Annotated in this window: 16 protein-coding genes; 6 read left to right on the top strand and 10 right to left on the bottom strand. The window is 61.7% G+C overall.

Annotated features, from left to right (window positions below; all coding sequences use genetic code 11):
- Window positions 1-92 precede the first annotated feature (92 nt).
- From feoA to ACJ8HB_RS19495, 3 genes are all read left to right on the top strand, one after another.
- A complete protein-coding gene (gene feoA, locus ACJ8HB_RS19485) occupies window positions 93-317 on the top strand; it encodes a ferrous iron transporter A (protein WP_025304553.1) in 225 nt (74 codons plus the stop codon).
- Between the two features lie 72 nt (window positions 318-389).
- Complete coding sequence (gene feoB / locus ACJ8HB_RS19490; protein WP_047570221.1) at window positions 390-2,705, top strand: Fe(2+) transporter permease subunit FeoB; 2,316 nt, start codon at window positions 390-392, stop codon at window positions 2,703-2,705.
- Window positions 2,705-2,944, top strand: coding sequence for a FeoC-like transcriptional regulator (locus tag ACJ8HB_RS19495; RefSeq protein ID WP_033636318.1), 240 nt, complete (start codon window positions 2,705-2,707; stop codon window positions 2,942-2,944). Before feoB ends, ACJ8HB_RS19495 begins: the two co-directional genes overlap by 1 nt.
- Window positions 2,945-2,987: 43 nt before the next feature.
- Here the strand turns inward: ACJ8HB_RS19495 and ACJ8HB_RS19500 are convergent, their stop codons facing one another.
- Together ACJ8HB_RS19500 and bioH are read right to left on the bottom strand one after the other, a co-directional pair.
- Window positions 2,988-3,272 (bottom strand): YdgH/BhsA/McbA-like domain containing protein, encoded by a 285-nt coding sequence (locus tag ACJ8HB_RS19500; protein WP_004930765.1) that lies wholly within the window; start codon window positions 3,270-3,272, stop codon window positions 2,988-2,990.
- 270 nt (window positions 3,273-3,542) lie between these two features.
- Entirely contained in the window at window positions 3,543-4,313 is a 771-nt protein-coding gene (gene bioH / locus ACJ8HB_RS19505; protein ID WP_047570219.1) for a pimeloyl-ACP methyl ester esterase BioH, read from the bottom strand.
- Between the two features lie 40 nt (window positions 4,314-4,353).
- Between bioH and gntX the strand changes: the two genes are divergently transcribed.
- Together gntX and nfuA are read left to right on the top strand one after the other, a co-directional pair.
- Window positions 4,354-5,037: a DNA utilization protein GntX gene (gene gntX, locus ACJ8HB_RS19510; RefSeq protein WP_047570217.1), complete on the top strand. Its 684-nt coding sequence runs from the start codon at window positions 4,354-4,356 to the stop codon at window positions 5,035-5,037.
- A 58-nt stretch (window positions 5,038-5,095) separates the two neighbouring features.
- A complete protein-coding gene (gene nfuA, locus ACJ8HB_RS19515; protein WP_033631902.1) occupies window positions 5,096-5,671 on the top strand; it encodes a Fe-S biogenesis protein NfuA in 576 nt (191 codons plus the stop codon).
- 70 nt (window positions 5,672-5,741) lie between these two features.
- On the opposite strand, the gene malQ is transcribed toward nfuA, so the two are convergent.
- Complete coding sequence (gene malQ, locus ACJ8HB_RS19520; RefSeq protein WP_047570214.1) at window positions 5,742-7,832, bottom strand: 4-alpha-glucanotransferase; 2,091 nt, start codon at window positions 7,830-7,832, stop codon at window positions 5,742-5,744.
- 9 nt (window positions 7,833-7,841) lie between these two features.
- Complete coding sequence (gene malP, locus ACJ8HB_RS19525; RefSeq protein ID WP_047570212.1) at window positions 7,842-10,247, bottom strand: maltodextrin phosphorylase; 2,406 nt, start codon at window positions 10,245-10,247, stop codon at window positions 7,842-7,844.
- A gap of 460 nt (window positions 10,248-10,707) precedes the next feature.
- Between malP and malT the strand changes: the two genes are divergently transcribed.
- The gene (gene malT, locus ACJ8HB_RS19530; RefSeq protein ID WP_033649340.1) at window positions 10,708-13,422 is read left to right on the top strand and encodes an HTH-type transcriptional regulator MalT; all 2,715 of its coding nucleotides are present in this window, start codon (window positions 10,708-10,710) and stop codon (window positions 13,420-13,422) included.
- Window positions 13,423-13,425: 3 nt separating this feature from the next.
- Here the strand turns inward: malT and ACJ8HB_RS19535 are convergent, their stop codons facing one another.
- From ACJ8HB_RS19535 to ulaA, 6 genes are read right to left on the bottom strand one after another with little or no spacing between them, the layout of a single operon-like run.
- On the bottom strand, window positions 13,426-14,112 hold the full coding sequence (locus tag ACJ8HB_RS19535; RefSeq protein ID WP_047571715.1) for an L-ribulose-5-phosphate 4-epimerase: 687 nt from the start codon (window positions 14,110-14,112) through the stop codon (window positions 13,426-13,428).
- Window positions 14,063-14,971, bottom strand: coding sequence for an L-ribulose-5-phosphate 3-epimerase (locus ACJ8HB_RS19540; protein ID WP_047570209.1), 909 nt, complete (start codon window positions 14,969-14,971; stop codon window positions 14,063-14,065). Before ACJ8HB_RS19540 ends, ACJ8HB_RS19535 begins: the two co-directional genes overlap by 50 nt.
- 9 nt (window positions 14,972-14,980) lie before the next feature.
- Window positions 14,981-15,637: a 3-keto-L-gulonate-6-phosphate decarboxylase UlaD gene (locus ACJ8HB_RS19545; RefSeq protein ID WP_033649343.1), complete on the bottom strand. Its 657-nt coding sequence runs from the start codon at window positions 15,635-15,637 to the stop codon at window positions 14,981-14,983.
- 16 nt (window positions 15,638-15,653) lie between these two features.
- The gene (gene ulaC / locus ACJ8HB_RS19550) at window positions 15,654-16,121 is read right to left on the bottom strand and encodes a PTS ascorbate transporter subunit IIA (RefSeq protein ID WP_047570207.1); all 468 of its coding nucleotides are present in this window, start codon (window positions 16,119-16,121) and stop codon (window positions 15,654-15,656) included.
- 10 nt (window positions 16,122-16,131) lie between these two features.
- Complete coding sequence (ulaB, locus tag ACJ8HB_RS19555) at window positions 16,132-16,440, bottom strand: PTS ascorbate transporter subunit IIB (protein WP_033636327.1); 309 nt, start codon at window positions 16,438-16,440, stop codon at window positions 16,132-16,134.
- Window positions 16,441-16,454: 14 nt separating this feature from the next.
- Entirely contained in the window at window positions 16,455-17,852 is a 1,398-nt protein-coding gene (gene ulaA / locus ACJ8HB_RS19560; protein ID WP_033636328.1) for a PTS ascorbate transporter subunit IIC, read from the bottom strand.
- Window positions 17,853-17,995: the final 143 nt, after the last annotated feature.

Here is a 17,995-nt window from a genome sequence, read left to right on the forward strand (position 1 = left end):
ATGGATGAATACCGCCGACGGCGTGGCATTTTCGCCGGCAACGTCCAATTATCATCAGCCCGATGCTCATCGGCACCCGGAAGGTTAATCACATGCAGCTCCAACCTAAACGCACGTATAAGATTGTCGGCTTTTCCGGTGAAATTGCGCCGGCCTACCGCCAGAAACTGTTATCGCTCGGCATGCTGCCCGGCTCTTCGTTCGACGTAGTGCGCGTCGCACCGCTGGGCGATCCGATAGAAATTAAAACTCGCCGCGTCAGCCTGGTGCTGCGCAGGAAGGATCTGGCGCTGCTGCAGCTCGACGGCCAGCCCTGAGCCGACGCGCTCTCCGTTTGCCGACGCGCCTTTGCGCCGGCGCTGTTCTCCTTGAAGACGACACGCTGAACTATGAAAAAACTCACCATCGGCTTAATCGGTAACCCGAACTCCGGCAAAACCACGCTGTTCAACCAGCTGACCGGCGCACGCCAACGGGTCGGCAACTGGGCGGGCGTGACGGTCGAACGCAAAGAAGGCCATTTCACCACCCCGCAGTCCGACGTACGGCTGGTCGATTTGCCCGGCACCTACTCCCTGACCACCATTTCAGAGCAAACCTCGCTCGATGAGCAGATCGCCTGCCACTACATTTTGAGCGGCGATGCCGATCTGCTGATCAACGTGGTCGACGCCTCCAACCTGGAGCGCAACCTCTACCTGACGCTGCAGCTGCTGGAGCTGGGCATTCCCTGCATCGTGGCGCTGAACATGCTCGACATCGCCAAAAGTCAGCATATCGATATCGACGTCGCCGCGCTGTCGGCGCGCCTCGGCTGCCCGGTAGTGCCGATGATCTCCACCCGCGCCGACGGCATCGGCGTGCTGAAACAGATGATCGACAATCATCACATCAACGAACAGCAGGCGCTGGTGAACTACCCACCGCTGTTGCTGAAAGCGGTCGCCACGCTGAGCGACGCCATGCCGCAAACGCTGCCGGCGGTGCAGCGCCGCTGGCTGGCATTGCAAATGCTGGAAGGCGACATCTACAGCCACCGGCTGGCCGGTCCCGCCGTCGCGCTGTTGCCTGCGGCTGCCCAGGCGTTGCAACAGCAGCAGCAGGAAGATCCGGCGCTGGTGATCGCCGACGCGCGCTACCAGTCTATCGCCGCCCTGTGCGATGAGGTCAGCAACTCGCAGCAGGCGATGCCCAACCGCCTGACCGAGCTGCTGGATAAAGTGATCCTCAACCGCTGGCTGGGCGTGCCGATCTTCCTGCTGGTGATGTACCTGATGTTCCTGCTGGCGATCAACATCGGCGGCGCGCTGCAGCCGATCTTCGATATCGGCTCGGCAGCGATCTTCATTCAGGGCATTCAGTGGCTCGGCTACACCCTGCACTTCCCCGACTGGCTGACCGTTTTCCTGGCGCAGGGCGTCGGCGGCGGCATCAATACCGTGCTGCCGCTGGTGCCGCAGATCGGCATGATGTACCTGTTTCTGTCGTTCCTGGAGGATTCCGGTTACATGGCGCGCGCGGCGTTCGTGATGGATCGCCTGATGCAGGCGCTCGGGCTGCCGGGCAAATCCTTCGTGCCGCTGATCGTCGGCTTCGGCTGCAATGTGCCGTCCATCATGGGCGCCCGGACGCTGGACGCCCAGCGCGAGCGCCTGATCACCATCATGATGGCGCCGTTCATGTCCTGCGGCGCCCGTCTGGCGATCTTCGCGGTGTTCGCCGCCGCCTTCTTCGGCCAGGACGGCGCCGGGGTGGTGTTCTCGCTGTACATGCTCGGCATTGCGGTGGCGATCCTTACCGGCCTGGTGCTCAAATACACCCTCATGCGCGGCGAAGCCTCGCCGTTCGTGATGGAGCTGCCGGTCTACCATGTGCCGCACCTGAAAAGCCTGCTGCTGCAAACCTGGCAGCGGCTGAAAGGCTTCGTGCTGCGCGCCGGCAAGGTGATCGTGGTGGCCAGCATATTCATCGGCGGCCTGAACAGCTTCTCGTTCAGCGGCAAGACGGTCGACAACATCAACGACTCCGCGCTGGCCTCGGTCTCCAAGGTGCTGACGCCGCTGCTGCAGCCGATGGGCGTCCACAGCGATAACTGGCAGGCCACCGTCGGGCTGGTGACCGGCGCGATGGCGAAAGAAGTGGTGGTCGGCACGCTGAATACGCTGTACACCGCCGAGCGCATCAACAAAGAGGCGTTCGACGCCGCCAACTTCAACCTGCTCGATGAACTGGGCGGCGCGCTGCACGAAACCTGGGACGGCCTGAAAAATACCTTCAGCCTGAGCGTGCTCTCCAACCCGATCGAAGCCAGTAAGGGCGACGGCGAGATGGGCGTCGGCTCGATGGGCGTGATGAGCAGCAAATTCGGCTCCGGCATCTCCGCCTACAGCTATCTGATCTTCGTGCTGCTGTATGTGCCTTGCGTCTCGGTGATGGGCGCCATCGCCCGTGAATCGAGCCGTGGCTGGATGACCTTCTCTATTCTGTGGGGGCTGAACGTGGCCTACTCGCTGGCGACGCTGTTCTATCAGGCGGCCACCTTCAATCAACACCCGCAGTACAGCCTGACGGCGATCCTGGCGGTGGTGCTGGTGAATCTGCTGGTGCTGTTCGGCCTGCGCCGGGCGCGCAGCCGCGTCACGGTGCGCCTGGGCAACGCCACGCCGGCGGCCTGTTGCCAGAGCGCCAAAGGGAGCTGTCACTGATGGCCGGGCTGCTGCAGGTGCGCGATGCGCTGGCGCTGCGCGGCAGCGCCCAGGCGCAGCAGCTCAGCCACTCGCTGGCGACGCCGCTGCCGCTGGTGCAGGCGATGCTGGATCGATTGACGGCGATGGGAAAAGTGGAACGCATCGAACAGGATGACGGCGCCTGTCTGAGCGGCAGTTGCAAAAGCTGCCCGCAGGGGCAGGGGTGCAGCACGGTGTTCTACCGGCTGAAGGCCTGACGATCAGGGGCGCCATGACGGGCGCCCCTTTGCCGTTCAAGGCTTATTGCTTGTCTTTGTAAACTTCGGCGATGGCGCTGAATTTACCGTGTTCGCGGCCTGCCAGGATCACGTAGTATTGACCGCCCTTTTCGTCCGCCAGTTTGGACAGCTCTTCCTTGGCATCCATCGGTGACGTGGTTTCCGCCGTCGTGGTGACGGTGCCGATCTTCTCGTATTTACCCGGGTTCTTATCCAGATCTTCCTTGGTCAGCAGGGTTGCCGCCATGGAGCCGAAAGACACCGAACCCAGCACTGCCGCTGCAATAATCATCTTCAATGATTTCATGACACTAACCTCTCAATGGATAATTTATCTGTTATGAAAGCCGTCAAGAATCCATGCGTAGTACCGCAGGCTGCCGCGACATCCTCAGGCCTCGTTGCTTTCCCTGACGGGGCCTGTTTCCCAGAGACGAAACGCCAAAATGAAAAGCGCCGCACGCGGTCTTTTCATTTTGCAGCCAACGCATTGACTCACTAAGTATCGAACAGCTTTGTCTTTTATCCACCCGGCGGCGTTTTTTTTAGCGCCCTATCGTGCGATTTCCCACCGGATTCAATGTGCTGCAATAAACGCTTCGATCATCGTCACAAATTCATCGGGATGAGAGATAAACGGCGCATGGGCGGCTTTGGCCACGATCTGCGACGCAGAATGCGGCCAGGCGGCATCGAGCAGCTCGGCGACCTTGCGCGGCACCAGCCCGTCCAGATAGCCGTAGATCCGCAGCAGCGGCAGATTCAACTCCGCCAGCGGTACGCGCAGATCGGCGGTGCGCAGGATCTCCAGCCCGCCGTTCAACACCTCGACGCTCGGGGTCGGTTGGCTGAGCACCACCGCCTTCAGCTGGCGCGCGTCCTGACGCGCGCTCTCGGTGCCCAGCGTCTGCAGCGCCAGAAAACGCTCGACGGTGCGCTGGAAATCCAGACTCAGCTGTTGCTGGAAACCGCTCAGCACGTCCGGGCGGATCCCCGGCCACTCATCGCGGGCGGCAAAGCACGGCGAGGAGGCCACGGTGATCAGCCCCTTGAGTCGCTCGGGCTGCATCAGCGCCGCCTGGCTGGCCACCAGCCCGCCGAGCGACCAGCCTAGCCACCAGGCCTGCGGCGGGGCGGCCGCCAGCACGATTTCCGTCATCTGCGCCAGCGACAACGCGCCGAACCCCTGGCTGCGGCCATAACCCGGCAGATCGACCAGGTGCAGGCGAAAATGCGGCGCCAGTCGCGCCTGAATGCAACTCCACACTTCGGCGTTCAATCCCCAGCCGTGCAGCAGCACAAGATCGCGTTCGCCTTCACCTATTGTTTGCCAGTACAGCGCTGTCATTGGTTATTGTCCTTTCATGCTTATCCGTCTCGGAGGCTCTATGCTATCAATCCGCAGCCGCTGTTGGCTATGCCGACAGCCGTTGAGCCTGATGCGTCATGGCATCTGCAGCTGCTGCCTGCGCCATCTGCCAGCCCACCCGCCGTGTTGCCCGCGCTGCGGATTGCCCGCCGGGGAGACGCAAACCCCCTGCGGCCGCTGCCTGCAACGGCCGCCGCCCTGGCAGCGGCTGGTGTTCGTCGGCGACTACGTTGCGCCCCTCAGCCAACTGGTAAAGAGGTTCAAGTTTCACCGCGCGCCCGAGCTGGCGCCGACGCTGGCGCGCCTGATGCTGTTGCGGTGGCAGCAGGCGCGCAGAGAGCAGAATCTGAACAGACCCGACCTGATTTTAGCGGTACCCTTGCATACATCACGCTGTTGGCGCCGTGGTTATAACCAGAGCGATCTGCTGGCCCGGCCGCTGGCGCGCTGGCTGGGCTGCGCCTATCGGCCCGCCGCTTTGCGCCGGGTGCGCAAGACAGCCCTGCAACAGCGGCTGAGCGCCGGAGCGCGCAGGCGCAATTTGCAGCGCGCTTTCACCTGCACGGTGCCGGTCGCCGGCCGGCATATCGCCCTGGTGGATGACGTGGTGACCACCGGCAGCACCGTCGCGGAGATCGCGGCGCTGTTGCGGCGGCAAGGCGCCGCCTCGGTGCAGATATGGTGCGTTTGCCGCACGTTGTAGTGCCACGGCAATGGGCGTATTATAACCGACTATAGAAGTCAACTATTGAGCTAATGCTATGATCCGTATAACAGATGCTGCACAGGAACACTTTGCCAAACTGCTGGCAAATCAAGAAGAAGGCACCCAAATCCGCGTATTCGTGATCAACCCGGGCACGCCGACGGCCGAATGCGGTGTCTCTTATTGCCCGCCGGACGCGGTAGAAGCGACGGATACCGAACTGAAGTTCGACAAACTGTCCGCCTATGTCGATGAGCTGAGCGCGCCGTATCTGGAAGACGCCGAAATCGACTTCGTGACCGACCAGCTGGGTTCTCAGCTGACGCTGAAAGCGCCAAACGCCAAGATGCGCAAGGTCGATGACAACGCGCCGCTGATGGAGCGCGTGGAATACGTGCTGCAGTCGCAGATCAACCCACAGCTGGCGGGCCACGGCGGCCGCGTGACGCTGATGGAGATCACCGACGACAACATGGCGATCCTGCAGTTCGGCGGCGGCTGTAACGGCTGTTCGATGGTCGACGTCACGCTGAAAGAAGGCATCGAGAAAGAGCTGCTGCAGAAATTCCCGGAGCTGAAAGGCGTGCGCGATTTGACCGAGCACCAGCGCGGCGAGCACTCCTATTACTGATCCCCGGCGCTCGCGCCGCGGTGGATAACACAATGCCGGAAGGGGGTAACCCGTTCCGGCATTGTCGTTTTCAGCCCACCGACACCTTGCGCCGCCGTTTGTCCAAATCCTTCAGCAACCGGTTTATCCGCGGATCGGCGAACATCTCCTCCAACGTTTCGGTCAGCTTGCGCCGCCAGTTAGGGTATTGATCGCTGGTGCCGGGAATATTGACCGGATCGGCCATGTCCAGCCAGTCTTCCGGCTGCAGGCCGAGCAGGGCGCTGGCGCTGTCGGCGACATAGCGCTGCAGGCCGCGGTTAAGCAGCGGGCTCATGCCGAGCAGCGCCGCCTTCTTGCCCACCTTCTGCGGCACGCAGCCATAGCGATGCAACCCGTCCAGCAGCCCCTGCTTGGCGCGTTCCCGATCGGCGAACAGCGCCCGCAGGATCTCCGCATCCGGGTAAAGGCCCAGCCGGTTGCCGAGCGTGAGATCGTCGCTTTGCCAGTAGCCGCGCAGCGTCGGTAGATCGTGGGTGGTGATGGTCGCCATCGCCTGCACCGGATAGGCCTGCGGCGCGCGGAAATGGTGTTCGCCGTCGCTTTCGAAATACAGCACTTTGTAGGAATAGACGCCGCTGTCGCGCAGCTTGCCGACGATCTCCACCGGCACCGTGCCGAGATCCTCGCCGATCACCATGCAGCGGTGGCGCTGGCTTTCCAGCGCCAGCACCGCCAGCAGATCGTCCACCGGGTATTTGACGTAGGCGCCGCGATCGGCGGTTTCGCCATAAGGGATCCACCACAGCCGCAGCAGCGCCATGACGTGATCGATGCGCAGCGCGCCACAGCTGGTCATGTTGGCGCGCAAAAGATCGATGAACGGCTGATAACCGCGCGCCGCCATCACGTGCGGATCCATCGGCGGCAACCCCCAGTTTTGCCCGAGCGGCCCCAGGATGTCCGGCGGCGCGCCGACCGACGCTTTCAGGCAGTACAGTTCGCGGTCACACCAGGTTTCCGCCCCGCCTTCCGCCACCCCGACCGCCAGATCGCGATACAGGCCAATCGGCATCTGCTGCTGCCGGCTCTGTTCGAAACACTGCGCGAACTGCGTGGCCGCCAGCCACTGCAGCCACAGGTAAAAGCGGACCGCGTCCTGATGCTCATCGCAGAACTGCCGCACCGCTTCGCTCTGCCCACGCCGATAGCGCTCGGGCCAGGCCGGCCACCCCCACTGGCTGGCGTCTTTGGCCGCCAGGTGGGCATGCAGCGCATCGAACGCCGCCTGCTGATACAGGCTTTCGCCGCCCTCAGTCACGAACCGTTCGAACGCCTGACGCTGCGCGTCGTTCGGCTTGCGCGCCTGAAACAGCGGGAACGCCAGCTTCAGCCCCGCCAGCTTCAGCTGCATCACGGCGGTGTAATCCACCCACTCCGCGGCGCGCGCCTTGGCCAGCTGCTTCTGCGTCGCCGGCTTCTGCCACCAGCGCTGAGCCGCGTCGCTGCGTTGGAAATCCTCCACCGCGTTGACGTCGATATACGCCAGATTCAGCCAGCGGCGCGACGAAGGGCTGTAGGGGCTGGCGCTCTCCGGGTTGGCCGGATACAGCGCATGGATCGGATTGAGGCCAACGAAAGCGCCGCCGCGTTCCCCCACCTGCTCCACCATCAGGCGCAGATCGCCGAAATCGCCGATGCCCCAGTTGCGATCGGAGCGCAGCGTATACAGCTGAACGCAGGCGCCCCACAGCTTCTTGCCGGTCAGCAAGGCGTTCGGCTCGAAGCAGCGCCTCGGCGCGACGATCACTCGGCATGACCACTGCCGCGCGCCCTGGCTCAGCGTCAATTGGTGGTAGCCCGCCGGCAGATCGCCCGGCAGCGTCAGGGTCTTGCGCGCGCCGACGCGCCCCTGCAGGCATTCGCCGTCTTCACGCTGCAGCGCCCACAGGTACTCGCCTTCGCCCGCCGGGGTCAACGCCAACGGTGCGCCCTGATAGAACACCTTGACCGCCGGTAACGGCGACGCCGCCCCTTCCTGCGCGGCTTCGGCCCGATTCATGGCCGCCAGCAGCTTGCGCTTGGTCTCCGGTTCAATCGCCTGCCGCTTGCCGTGGGCATTAATGAAATCGGCGGCGATCCCCGCCTGTGCCGCCGCCTGATCGATACGCTTGCGATCCATTCGTTCTCCTTAACGTTTGGCTTGCCAGATGCGCTGCTGGTAATCGCGGATCGAACGATCCGAGCTGAACATGCCGACGCGCGCGGTGTTAAGGATAGTCCGCCGCGTCCATTCGTCCCGATCGCGGTACAGTTCATCGACCCGGCTTTGCGCCTGGCAATACGAGGCGAAGTCCGCCAACACCAGATAGGGATCGCCGCCCTCCAGCAGGCTGTGCAGCATCATGTCGAACGCGTGCTTGTCGCCGTGGCTGAACGCGCCGCTCGCCAGCTCGTCCAAAATCGCCTTCAGGTGCTTGTCCTTCTTGCGGTAGCTGAGCGGATCGTAGCCCTTCGCCAGTATCGCCTTCACCTGCTCCACGGTATTGCCGAAGATAAAGATATTGTCTTCGCCCACCTGCTCGGCGATTTCGACGTTGGCGCCGTCCAGCGTGCCGACCGTCAGCGCGCCGTTCAGCGCCAGCTTCATATTGCCGGTGCCGGAGGCCTCTTTACCGGCGGTGGAGATCTGCTCGGAGATATCCGCCGCCGGGATCATCAGTTCGGCCACCGACACGCGGTAGTCGGGAATGAACGCCACTTTCAGGCGATCTTTCACCAGCGGATCGTTATTGATCTTCTCGGCCGCCTGGTTGATCGCGTAGATGATGTTCTTCGCCAGGTAGTAGCCCGGCGCCGCCTTGGCGCCGAACAGGAAGACGCGCGGCACGATGTCCAGATTCGGGTTGTCGCGCAGCTGGCGATACAGCGACAGGATGTGCAGCAGGTTCAGGTGCTGGCGTTTGTACTCGTGCAGACGCTTAATCTGCACGTCAAAAATCGCGTCCGGGTCGAGCGTCAACTCCATCACGCCGTGTACGTAATGGGCCAGCGCCACCTTGTTGTCGCGTTTGATCTGCTGATAACGCTGGCGGAACGCCGCGTCGTCGGCGAATTTTTCCAGCCCGCGCAACGCGTCGAGATCGTTCGCCCATTCCACCTTCAGCGTCTCGTCGATCAGGCCCGACAGCGCCGGGTTGCACTGTTTCAGCCAGCGGCGCGGCGTGATGCCGTTGGTGACGTTATGGAATTTGTTCGGCCACAGCTGGTGATATTCCGGGAACAGATCCTTCACCACCAGATCCGAGTGCAGCTGCGCCACGCCGTTGACCGCAAAGCCGCTGACCACGCACAGGTTGGCCATGCGCACCTGCTTGTTGTGGTGAACCGCCAGTTTGGCCCACACCGCCTCGTCGCCCGGCCAGTGCTTATCCACCAGCTTTTTGAACCTGGCGTTGATCTGTTTGATGATGGAGAAATGGCGCGGCAGCAGGCTGCGCACCAGTTTTTCATCCCAGCACTCCAGCGCTTCCGGCATCAGGGTGTGGTTGGTATAGGCGAAAGTGTTGCTGGTGATCGCCCAGGCCGCCTCCCACTCCAGCTGGTGTTCGTCCAGCAGAATGCGCAGCATTTCCGGAATGGCGATGGTCGGGTGGGTGTCGTTCAGTTGGATCACTTCGTACTTCGGCAGCTCTTCAATCTTGCGGCCAGCCTGATGGTGCTTGCGCAAAATGTCCGCCACCGAGCAGGCGCACTGGAAATACTGCTGCATCAGGCGCAGGCGCTTGCCGGCCTGATGGTTGTCGTTCGGGTAGAGCACCTTGGTCAGCTTGTCGGCTTCTACGCCCTGCTTCTCCGCCTGCAGGAATTTGCCGTCGTTGAAATCGCTCAGGTTGAACGGATGCTGATGGGTCGCCTGCCACAGGCGCAGCGGCTGCGCCACGCCGTTGCGATACCCCAGCACCGGCAGATCCCAGGCTTCGCCGCGCAGGGTGAAGGCCGGGCGCCACAGTTCGCGGCCGTCGGCCTGCTTTTCCAGCTTGCCGCCGATGCCCACGTCCACCGCCAGTGCGGCGTTGTGGCGGAACCACGGGTAGCTCTCGCGCTGCCAGTTATCCGGCGCCTCTTGCTGCTGCCCACCCTGGAACGACTGGCGGAACAGCCCGTACTGATAGTTCAGCCCATACCCGGTGGCCGGTTGCTCCACCGTCGCCATCGAGTCAAGGAAACAGGCCGCCAGCCGCCCCAGCCCGCCGTTGCCCAGCGCCGGATCGGTTTCCTGCTCCAGCAGATCCGCCAGCTTGACGTTCTGCTCCGCCAGCGCCTGCTCGACGGTGTCGTACCAGCCCAGGTTGATCAGGTTGTTCGCCGTCAGCCGGCCGATCAGAAACTCCATCGAGATGTAGTTCACGTGGCGCAGCGGTTTGGCGCTTTTGCGCGGCGCCGGCTGTGCGGCCAACTGCTCGGCCAGCGCCGCACTGACGGCTTCCCACCATTGATGTTGCGTCATCTGCTGTGCGGAACTGAGGCCGAACCGTTGCCACTGACGGGCAAGCGCCGCCAGAAAAGCATCCTTCTTGAGCGTAGGCTGTGACATAAGGAAAACTCTCTATCCAGTAAGTGGGTCAAATTGCCGCTATCGTGCCGGTGAGAAAGCCTGACGGCATCATCCCGCCTGGGGATTAGCTGGGGAGGAGGATTGGGGCGTAGCTGGAATTGTGATCTCAGGCACTGTTTGACTCCCTTGCAACGATGCAAAAAAGCCCGCCAACGCGTGCGGCGAGCACTGAGAACGTTAGCCATGACGTTAGCACAAGTATTCGCACTGCTGAAGTTTTGTCCATGGCCGGAAATGCGATCTGCAACCGCATCGCCGCGCGCCGACGCCAAACGTAAAAAAGTGTGATCGATAGCAACTTAACTCCAAGCCGATGCGGAAGCTTGTTGCAATACGTTTAGGGTTGGCAGAAGTTAGGGGGAGCTATTAATTACGAACCATAAAATAATTAGCGCCACTCCAATCCCGGCGGGAACCGCGATTTATACCCTGGAATACTATGCTGATCCCATCAAAACTGAGCCGCCCGGTACGGCTGCAAAATACCGTGATCCGCGATCGCCTGCTGGCCAAACTGGCCAGCGCGGGCAACTATCGCCTGACACTGGTCAATTGCCCGGCGGGATACGGAAAAACCACGCTGATCGCCCAATGGGCGGCCGGCAAGGCCGATCTGGGCTGGTATTCGCTGGATGAAAGCGACAACCAGCCGGAGCGCTTCGCCAGCTACCTGATCGCCGCGCTGCAGCAGGCCAGCGGCGGCCGCTGCGTCAAGAGCGAGGCGCTGAGCCAGAAACACCAGTACGCCAGCCTGTCGGCGCTGTTCGCCCAGCTGTTTATCGAGCTGGCCGACTGGCACCAGCCGCTGTACCTGGTGATCGACGACTACCACCTGATCACCAACGACGCCATTCACGAAGCCATGCGCTTCTTCCTGCGCCATCAGCCGGAAAACCTGACGCTGATCCTGCTCTCGCGCACCCTGCCGCCGCTCGGCATCGCCAATCTGCGGGTGCGCGATCAGCTGCTGGAAATGGGCACGCAGCAGCTGGCGTTTACCCATCAGGAAGCCAAACAATTCTTCGACTGCCGCCTGGCGGCGCCGATGGAACAGCAGGACAGCAGCCGCCTGTGCGACGAAGTCGAAGGCTGGGCCACCGCGCTGCAGCTGATCGCGCTGTCGGCCCGCCAGTCCGCCTCGTCAGCTCAGCTGTCGGCCAAGCGGCTGGCGGGGCTGAACGCCAGCCACCTGTCCGACTATCTGGTGGACGAAGTGCTGGATCACGTCGATGCCGAGGCACGCGCCTTCCTGCTGCGCTGTTCAGTGCTGCGCTCGATGAATGACGCGCTGATCGTGCGGCTGACCGGCGAAGACAACGGCCAGCAGCGGCTGGAGGAGCTGGAGCGCCAGGGGCTGTTTATCCACCGCATGGACGACACCGGCGAATGGTTCAACTTCCATCCGCTGTTCGCTTCTTTCCTGCGCCAGCGTTGCCAGTGGGAGCTGGCGCTGGAGCTGCCGGGGTTGCACCGCGCCGCCGCCGAGGGCTGGCTGGCGCTGGGGTATCCGGCGGAGGCCATTCACCATGCGCTGGCGGCCAGCGACGTCAGCATGCTGCGCGATATCCTGCTGCAACACGCCTGGTCGCTGTTCCACCACAGCGAACTAGCCTTGCTGGAGGAGTGCCTCAACGCGCTGCCTTATGAGCGCCTGATCCAAAATCCCAAGCTGGCGCTGCTGCAGGCCTGGCTGGCGCAGAGCCAGCACCGCTACGGCGAGGTCAACACCCTGCTGGAGCGCGCCGAGCGCACCATGCGCGAGCAGAAAATCGAGATAGACCAAACGCTGCACGCCGAGTTCGACGCCTTGCGCGCCCAGGTGGCGATCAACGCCGGTAAACCGGAAGAGGCCGAGCGGCTGGCGACCGAAGCGTTGAAATTCCTGCCGCTGTCCAGCTATTACAGCCGCATCGTCGCCACCTCGGTGACCGGCGAAGTGCACCACTGCAAGGGCGAACTGGCGCGCGCGCTGCCGATGATGCAGCAAACCGAGCAGATGGCGCGTCGTCATCAGGCCAACCATTACGCGCTCTGGGCGCTGCTGCAGCAGAGCGAAATCCTCATCGCCCAGGGCTTCCTGCAGGCCGCTTACGAAACCCAGGACAAGGCGTTCGAACTGATCCGCGAACAGCACCTGGAACAGCTGCCGATGCACGAGTTCCTGCTGCGCATTCGCGCGCAGATCCTGTGGTCGTGGTCGCGGCTGGACGAGGCGGAAGACGCGGCGCGCACCGGGCTGAAAATCCTGGCGAACTACCAGCCGCAACAGCAGCTGCAGTGCATCGCCATGCTGGCCAAATGCTCGCTGGCGCGCGGCGATCTGGACAACGCCAATACCCATCTGCAGCGCTGCGAAACCCTGCTGCACGGCGCCCACTACCATCGCGACTGGCTGACCAACACCGACAAGTCGCGGGTGATCCACTGGCAGATGACCGGCGACACCGCCGCCGCCGCCCAGTGGCTGCGCCATACCGAAAAACCCGGCATGGCGGACAACCACTTCACGCAGGGCCAGTGGCGCAACATCGCGCGGGTGCAGATCCTGCTCGGCCAGTATGAAGAGGCCGGCGTGGTGCTGGATGAGCTGAACGAAAACGCCCGCCGCCTGCGGCTGGTGAGCGATCTCAACCGCAACCTGCTGCTCAGCAACCAGCTCTACTGGCTGCAAGAGCGCAAAGGCGAAGCGCAGCAGGCGTTGATCGAAGCGCTGTCGCTGGCCAACCGCACCGGCTTTATCAGCCACTTCGTCATCGAGGGCGAAGCGATGGCGCAGCAGCTGCGCCAGCTGATCCAGCTCAACACGCTGCCGGAGCTGGAACAGCATCGCGCCCAGCGCATCCTGCGCGACATCAACCAGCATCATCGGCACAAGTTCGCGCATTTTGACGAGAATTTCGTCGATAAGCTGCTGACCCACCCGCAGGTGCCGGAGCTGATCCGCACCAGCCCGCTCACCCAGCGCGAATGGCAGGTGCTGGGGCTGATCTATTCCGGCTACAGCAACGACCAGATCGCCGGCGAGTTGGACGTGGCGGCCACCACCATCAAGACGCACATCCGCAACCTGTATCAGAAACTGGGCGTGGCCCATCGCCAGGAAGCGGTGCAGCAAGCGCAGCAGCTGTTGAAGATGATGGGGTACGGCGCCTGAGAGTCAGCGCTGGCCGTAATAGGCGCCGGCGCCATGTTTGCGGCTGAAATGCTTTTCCAGCAGATAGTCATCGATCCGTTTCAGGCCGGGGTTAATATCCCGGCTGATCCACGCCATTTTCGCCACCTCCTCCAACACCACGGCGTTATGCACCGCCTCATCCGGCGTCCTTCCCCAACTGAACGGGCCATGCTGATACGCTAGGATGCCGGGAATGTGCAGCGGTTCACGCCCTTTCAGGGTTTCGATAATCACCCGACTGGTGTTCAGCTCATATTCCCGCGCCACCTCTTCCGCCGTCAGCCCGCGGGTGCAAGGAATGTCGCCGGAAAAATAGTCGGCGTGGGTGGTGCCGAGCGCCGGTATCGCTTCACCCGCCTGCGCCCAGGCGGTGGCATGGGTGGAGTGCGTATGCACCACACCGCCGAGTTGGGGGAACGCCCGATACAGCGCCAAATGCGTCGGCGTATCGGACGAAGGCCGCAGTTGCCCCTCGACAACCTCACCTCGCGTATTCACCACCACCATATCCTCAGCCCGCATCGTTTCATAAGGTACGCCGCTGGGTTTGATCACCACCAGCCCACTGGCCCGATCGATGCCGCTGACATTGCCCCAGGTATAGGTCACCAGCCCGTGCTCAGGCAACGCCATATTGGCTCGGTACACCTGACTTTTCAGTTGCTCCAGCATGCTCCCCCCTTATTTCCAACCCGGCCTCGACCATGCGTTCAACCACCCAGGCTCGCGCCTCCCGCACCGCCCGCAGCGGATCGTCCGCTTTCTCGCTCCACATCTCGAGCAGATAGGGGCCGCGATAGCCGCTCTGCAACAGCGTTTCGAAACAGCGCACGAAATCGACCACGCCCTCGCCGAACGGCACATTCTTAAACTCCCCCGGCCGCGTATCCTTAACGTGTACCGCCACGATATGTCCGCGCCCGGCCATGAGCTCCATCGGCACATCGTTGTCCCAGGCAGACAAGTTGCCGATGTCCGGGTACAGCTGAAACCACGGGTTATTCAGGTAGTGGGCATAGCCCAGCGCCTTGCTGATCGAGTTCATCAGCGGATAGTCCATGATTTCCATCGCCAGCATGATCTGCGCACGGCTGGCCATCTCCACCGCCTGCGCCAATCCGGCACGGAACCGGGCGCGGGTCTGCGCAGTTGACTGCTGGTAATAAACGTCATACCCGGCCAGTTGGATCACCCGGATACCGGTATCCTGCGCCAGCCGAATAGCTTTTCGCACGATCTCCAGTCCCCGGTCGCGCGTGGTGTCGTCTGCACTGCCCAACGGAAAACGCCGGTGGGCGCTGAGGCATAAAGAAGGGACGCGCACACCGCTCGCCGCAACGGCGCTAACCAAGGCGAGCCGCTGTTCAGTGCTCCAGTCCAATCGCGCCAGGCGGCCGTCGCTTTCATCGATCGACATTTCAACGAAATCGAATCCCAACTCACCCGCCAGTTGCAGGCGCGTCAGCCAGTCCTCGCCCGGCGGCAACGCTTTCTCATAGATGCCCAACGGCACGGATTTGTGCAACATAACCGCTCCTCAGCCCCACAGCTGGGCAATGACGGATTTAAATTCCCGCGCCGCCGCGACCGGATCGGCGGCATCGCGAATGCTGCGTCCGGCGATAAAGACATGGATGGGAATGCCCTGGAACAGAGGCAAATCCTCCAGCGCCAGTCCGCCGGTGACCGTCACCTTAAAACCCATCTCGCTCAGGCGACGCACCGCGCGGATATCGTCTTCGCTCCATGCGACCCCTGCGGCCTGCGCATCGCGGCTGCGGTGGTACACCACCTGACCCATTCCCGCTTCACGCCACGCCTGCGCCTGTTCCCAGGTCCAGAACCCCGTCAGTTCGATCTGCACGTCGCCACCGAACTCATGCGCTACCTGCAGGGCGCCCTTGACCGTATTGATGTCGGCACAGCAGATCACCGTGATCCAATCGGCATGCGCCTCGAAGCACATTCGCGCCAAAATCTGACCCGCATCGGCGATTTTTGCGTCCGCCAACACGATGCGATCCGGATACAGCGCTTTCAGATCGCGTACGGCGCGCACGCCTTCCGCCACGCACAAAATAGTGCCGACTTCGATGATGTCGACTTCGGCCGCGATCAGGCGAGTCGTGTCGTAAGCTGCGGCCATGGACAGGTTATCCAGCGCCACCTGCAACATCGGTAACTGCGTGTTCATTGTTGGTCTCCTTCAATCAATTCGCCGCCGTAGACGTTTTGTCGATCAACGCCAATACCTCGCTCGCGTGGCGACAGGCCCGCAAGCGATCGAAGTTCGCCTCATCTTCAAACAGGTTCACCACTTGCATGATCCCCACCTCCTGATGCGTTTTGGCGTCCACCGCCGCCAGGGTGATCAAGATGTCTATCGGATCGTTGTCCTCATCGCCGAAACACACCGGCGTTTTCAAGGTGACCAAGGCGAAGCCGGTTTTCAGCACCCCTTCCTCCGGCCGGCCGTGCGGCATCGCCAGGCCCGGCGCCAGCACGAAGTAAGGGCCGTGCCGGTCGACGCCGGCCAAAATGGCGTCGAAATAGCGCCGTTCCACCACCCCGGCAGCCACCAGCAAATCGACGCCCAACCGCACCGCCTGCCGCCAGTCAGCAGCCTCCGCCTGCAGCTGGATGGCGTTGTTTTGCGCCAACGAATCGCTCAGCTTCATCACTCGCTCCTTACTGCTTCAAATCTTGCGGAAAATGCGTGCCGATAACTTCCATCAGCTTCGGGCCGAAGTCCGCCGCCGAGAGCATATTGCGCACCCCAACCACATATTTGTTGCCGCTCACGACGATTTCGTCGGCGACATGGGTGGAAGCAATGATGATGTCGGCCCCGTTCAACTCGGATTTGTATTCCCCCACCGCACAGCTGTTGACCGAATGATTCACACCTTGCTGCGTTAAAAATTGGTCGACTTTCATTTTCATGATCATGGAACTGCCTTGCCCGCAACCGCATACCGCCAGGATTCGTACCGTCATAATCTGCACTCCTATTAACGTGACGCCGGTTCAACCGATTGTTTTTCAGCATCTTCTTCCGCACGCAGGGTGCGTCCGGCGAAGAACATGTACAGCAGGGCGATAACGATCACCACGCCCATAAACCACAGGCCCAGACTCAGCCCCTGCATCAGCGGCGGCGCCAGAATCGACCAGTCCGCCATGCCCATCCAGGCACTTAGCCCGGTCAGTTTGATGGCCCACACGCAGCCGAAGATCTCTATCATTCCCATCACCAGACAGATCTTCATCGCCGCGCGCCAGCCACCGAAGTGGTTAGCGAATACGCCGATGGTGGCGTTAGAAAAGAACATGGGAATGAAACCGGGAATAATCATGATGGAAGAGCCGAGCGCCAACAGTATGCCGACGGCGATCAGTTGGCCGATGGTGCCCCACATAAAACCCCACACCACGGCGTTGGGCGCGAAGCTATAAATGGCGGCACAGTCGATGGCCAGTACCGCGCCGGGGATCAGACGTTGGGAAATGCCGTTAAAGGCCTCGGTCAATTCGGCGACGAACATGCGCACGCCCTGCACGATGATGAAAATCGCCACCGCGAACATCAGCCCGGTTTGCAGGATATAAATGCTCCAGTGGGTTTTACCGGCCATCGCCTGCAGAGTGTCCAAGCCGAACGAGCACAGAATGATGCCGAAAAACAGCGTCATCACGATGGCGGTGGACACGATGTTGTCATGGAAAATGTTCAGCCACCCGGGCAGCTTCAGATCTTCCACGCTGTCCTCTTTTTTACCGAGATACGGTGCGGCCTTGTATGCCAGCCACGACGCGAACTGCTGTTGATGCCCGATCGAGAAGCCGCTGTTTTCCGTTACCGCCTGCGTCGGTTTGAACATCATGTTGGAGGTGATGCCCCAGTACAGTGAAGCCAAGAGCGCGCTGCACAATACCGTCGTCCACATGCCGTAACCCAGAATGTAGAAAAATACCGCGATCAGCCCAACCTGCTGAAACATGATGTGGCCGGTGAGCATGATGGTACGAATCCCGGTAATACGCCGCAGCAGTACGTAGAGAATGTTCAGCGCCAATGCCAGCAATACCGCGTAGCCGACCCAGCTGTAGGCGTCCCCCATACGTTCGATGGTGGCCATCATCGAAGCATAGGTGTCCGAAATCGCCCCGTTGATGCCGTATACCTCGGACAACTTCGCCACAACCGGTTTGAACGTGCCGGTCAGGATGCCGGAGCCGGCCTGCAATAACATGAAACCGATAATAGTCTTGATGGTGCCTTTGATGATGACCGCCGCGCTTTTGCGCAGCAACGTGTAACCCAGCAGTGTAACCAGCCCCAGCAGCAGCGGCGCATTGGTCATCACCTGGTTAAAAAAGACGGTGAAGATGGTGTAAAGGGTTTCCATACGGCTCTCCCGGAAAGGTTGGCGTGCAGGTAACGCTTTCACCATATCAATCACCAACAATCACAAAAAGATCATAAATGATTATTTGTGAACAACCTCGCAAGATAAAAATCAATTCCACTAACATTCAATGAATTAGGCAA

The sequence above is a fragment of the Serratia sp. CY27727 genome (genome assembly GCF_052169275.1).
GTDB classification, from domain to species: domain Bacteria; phylum Pseudomonadota; class Gammaproteobacteria; order Enterobacterales; family Enterobacteriaceae; genus Serratia; species Serratia sarumanii.

Bases quoted from the DNA above. Each gene is read 5' to 3' on its own strand.
- gntX (WP_047570217.1), top strand. From the start codon at position 4,354: ATGCTATCAATCCGCAGCCGCTGTTGGCTATGCCGACAGCCGTTGAGC.
- ACJ8HB_RS19545 (WP_033649343.1), bottom strand. From the start codon at position 15,637: ATGAACACGCAGTTACCGATGTTGCAGGTGGCGCTGGATAACCTGTCC.
- ACJ8HB_RS19495 (WP_033636318.1), top strand. From the start codon at position 2,705: ATGGCCGGGCTGCTGCAGGTGCGCGATGCGCTGGCGCTGCGCGGCAGC.
- malQ (WP_047570214.1), bottom strand. From the start codon at position 7,832: ATGGATCGCAAGCGTATCGATCAGGCGGCGGCACAGGCGGGGATCGCC.
- ACJ8HB_RS19540 (WP_047570209.1), bottom strand. From the start codon at position 14,971: ATGTTGCACAAATCCGTGCCGTTGGGCATCTATGAGAAAGCGTTGCCG.
- bioH (WP_047570219.1), bottom strand. From the start codon at position 4,313: ATGACAGCGCTGTACTGGCAAACAATAGGTGAAGGCGAACGCGATCTT.
- ulaA (WP_033636328.1), bottom strand. From the start codon at position 17,852: ATGGAAACCCTTTACACCATCTTCACCGTCTTTTTTAACCAGGTGATG.
- feoA (WP_025304553.1), top strand. From the start codon at position 93: ATGCAGCTCCAACCTAAACGCACGTATAAGATTGTCGGCTTTTCCGGT.
- malP (WP_047570212.1), bottom strand. From the start codon at position 10,247: ATGTCACAGCCTACGCTCAAGAAGGATGCTTTTCTGGCGGCGCTTGCC.
- ACJ8HB_RS19500 (WP_004930765.1), bottom strand. From the start codon at position 3,272: ATGAAATCATTGAAGATGATTATTGCAGCGGCAGTGCTGGGTTCGGTG.
- nfuA (WP_033631902.1), top strand. From the start codon at position 5,096: ATGATCCGTATAACAGATGCTGCACAGGAACACTTTGCCAAACTGCTG.
- ulaC (WP_047570207.1), bottom strand. From the start codon at position 16,121: ATGAAGCTGAGCGATTCGTTGGCGCAAAACAACGCCATCCAGCTGCAG.
- feoB (WP_047570221.1), top strand. From the start codon at position 390: ATGAAAAAACTCACCATCGGCTTAATCGGTAACCCGAACTCCGGCAAA.
- malT (WP_033649340.1), top strand. From the start codon at position 10,708: ATGCTGATCCCATCAAAACTGAGCCGCCCGGTACGGCTGCAAAATACC.
- ulaB (WP_033636327.1), bottom strand. From the start codon at position 16,440: ATGACGGTACGAATCCTGGCGGTATGCGGTTGCGGGCAAGGCAGTTCC.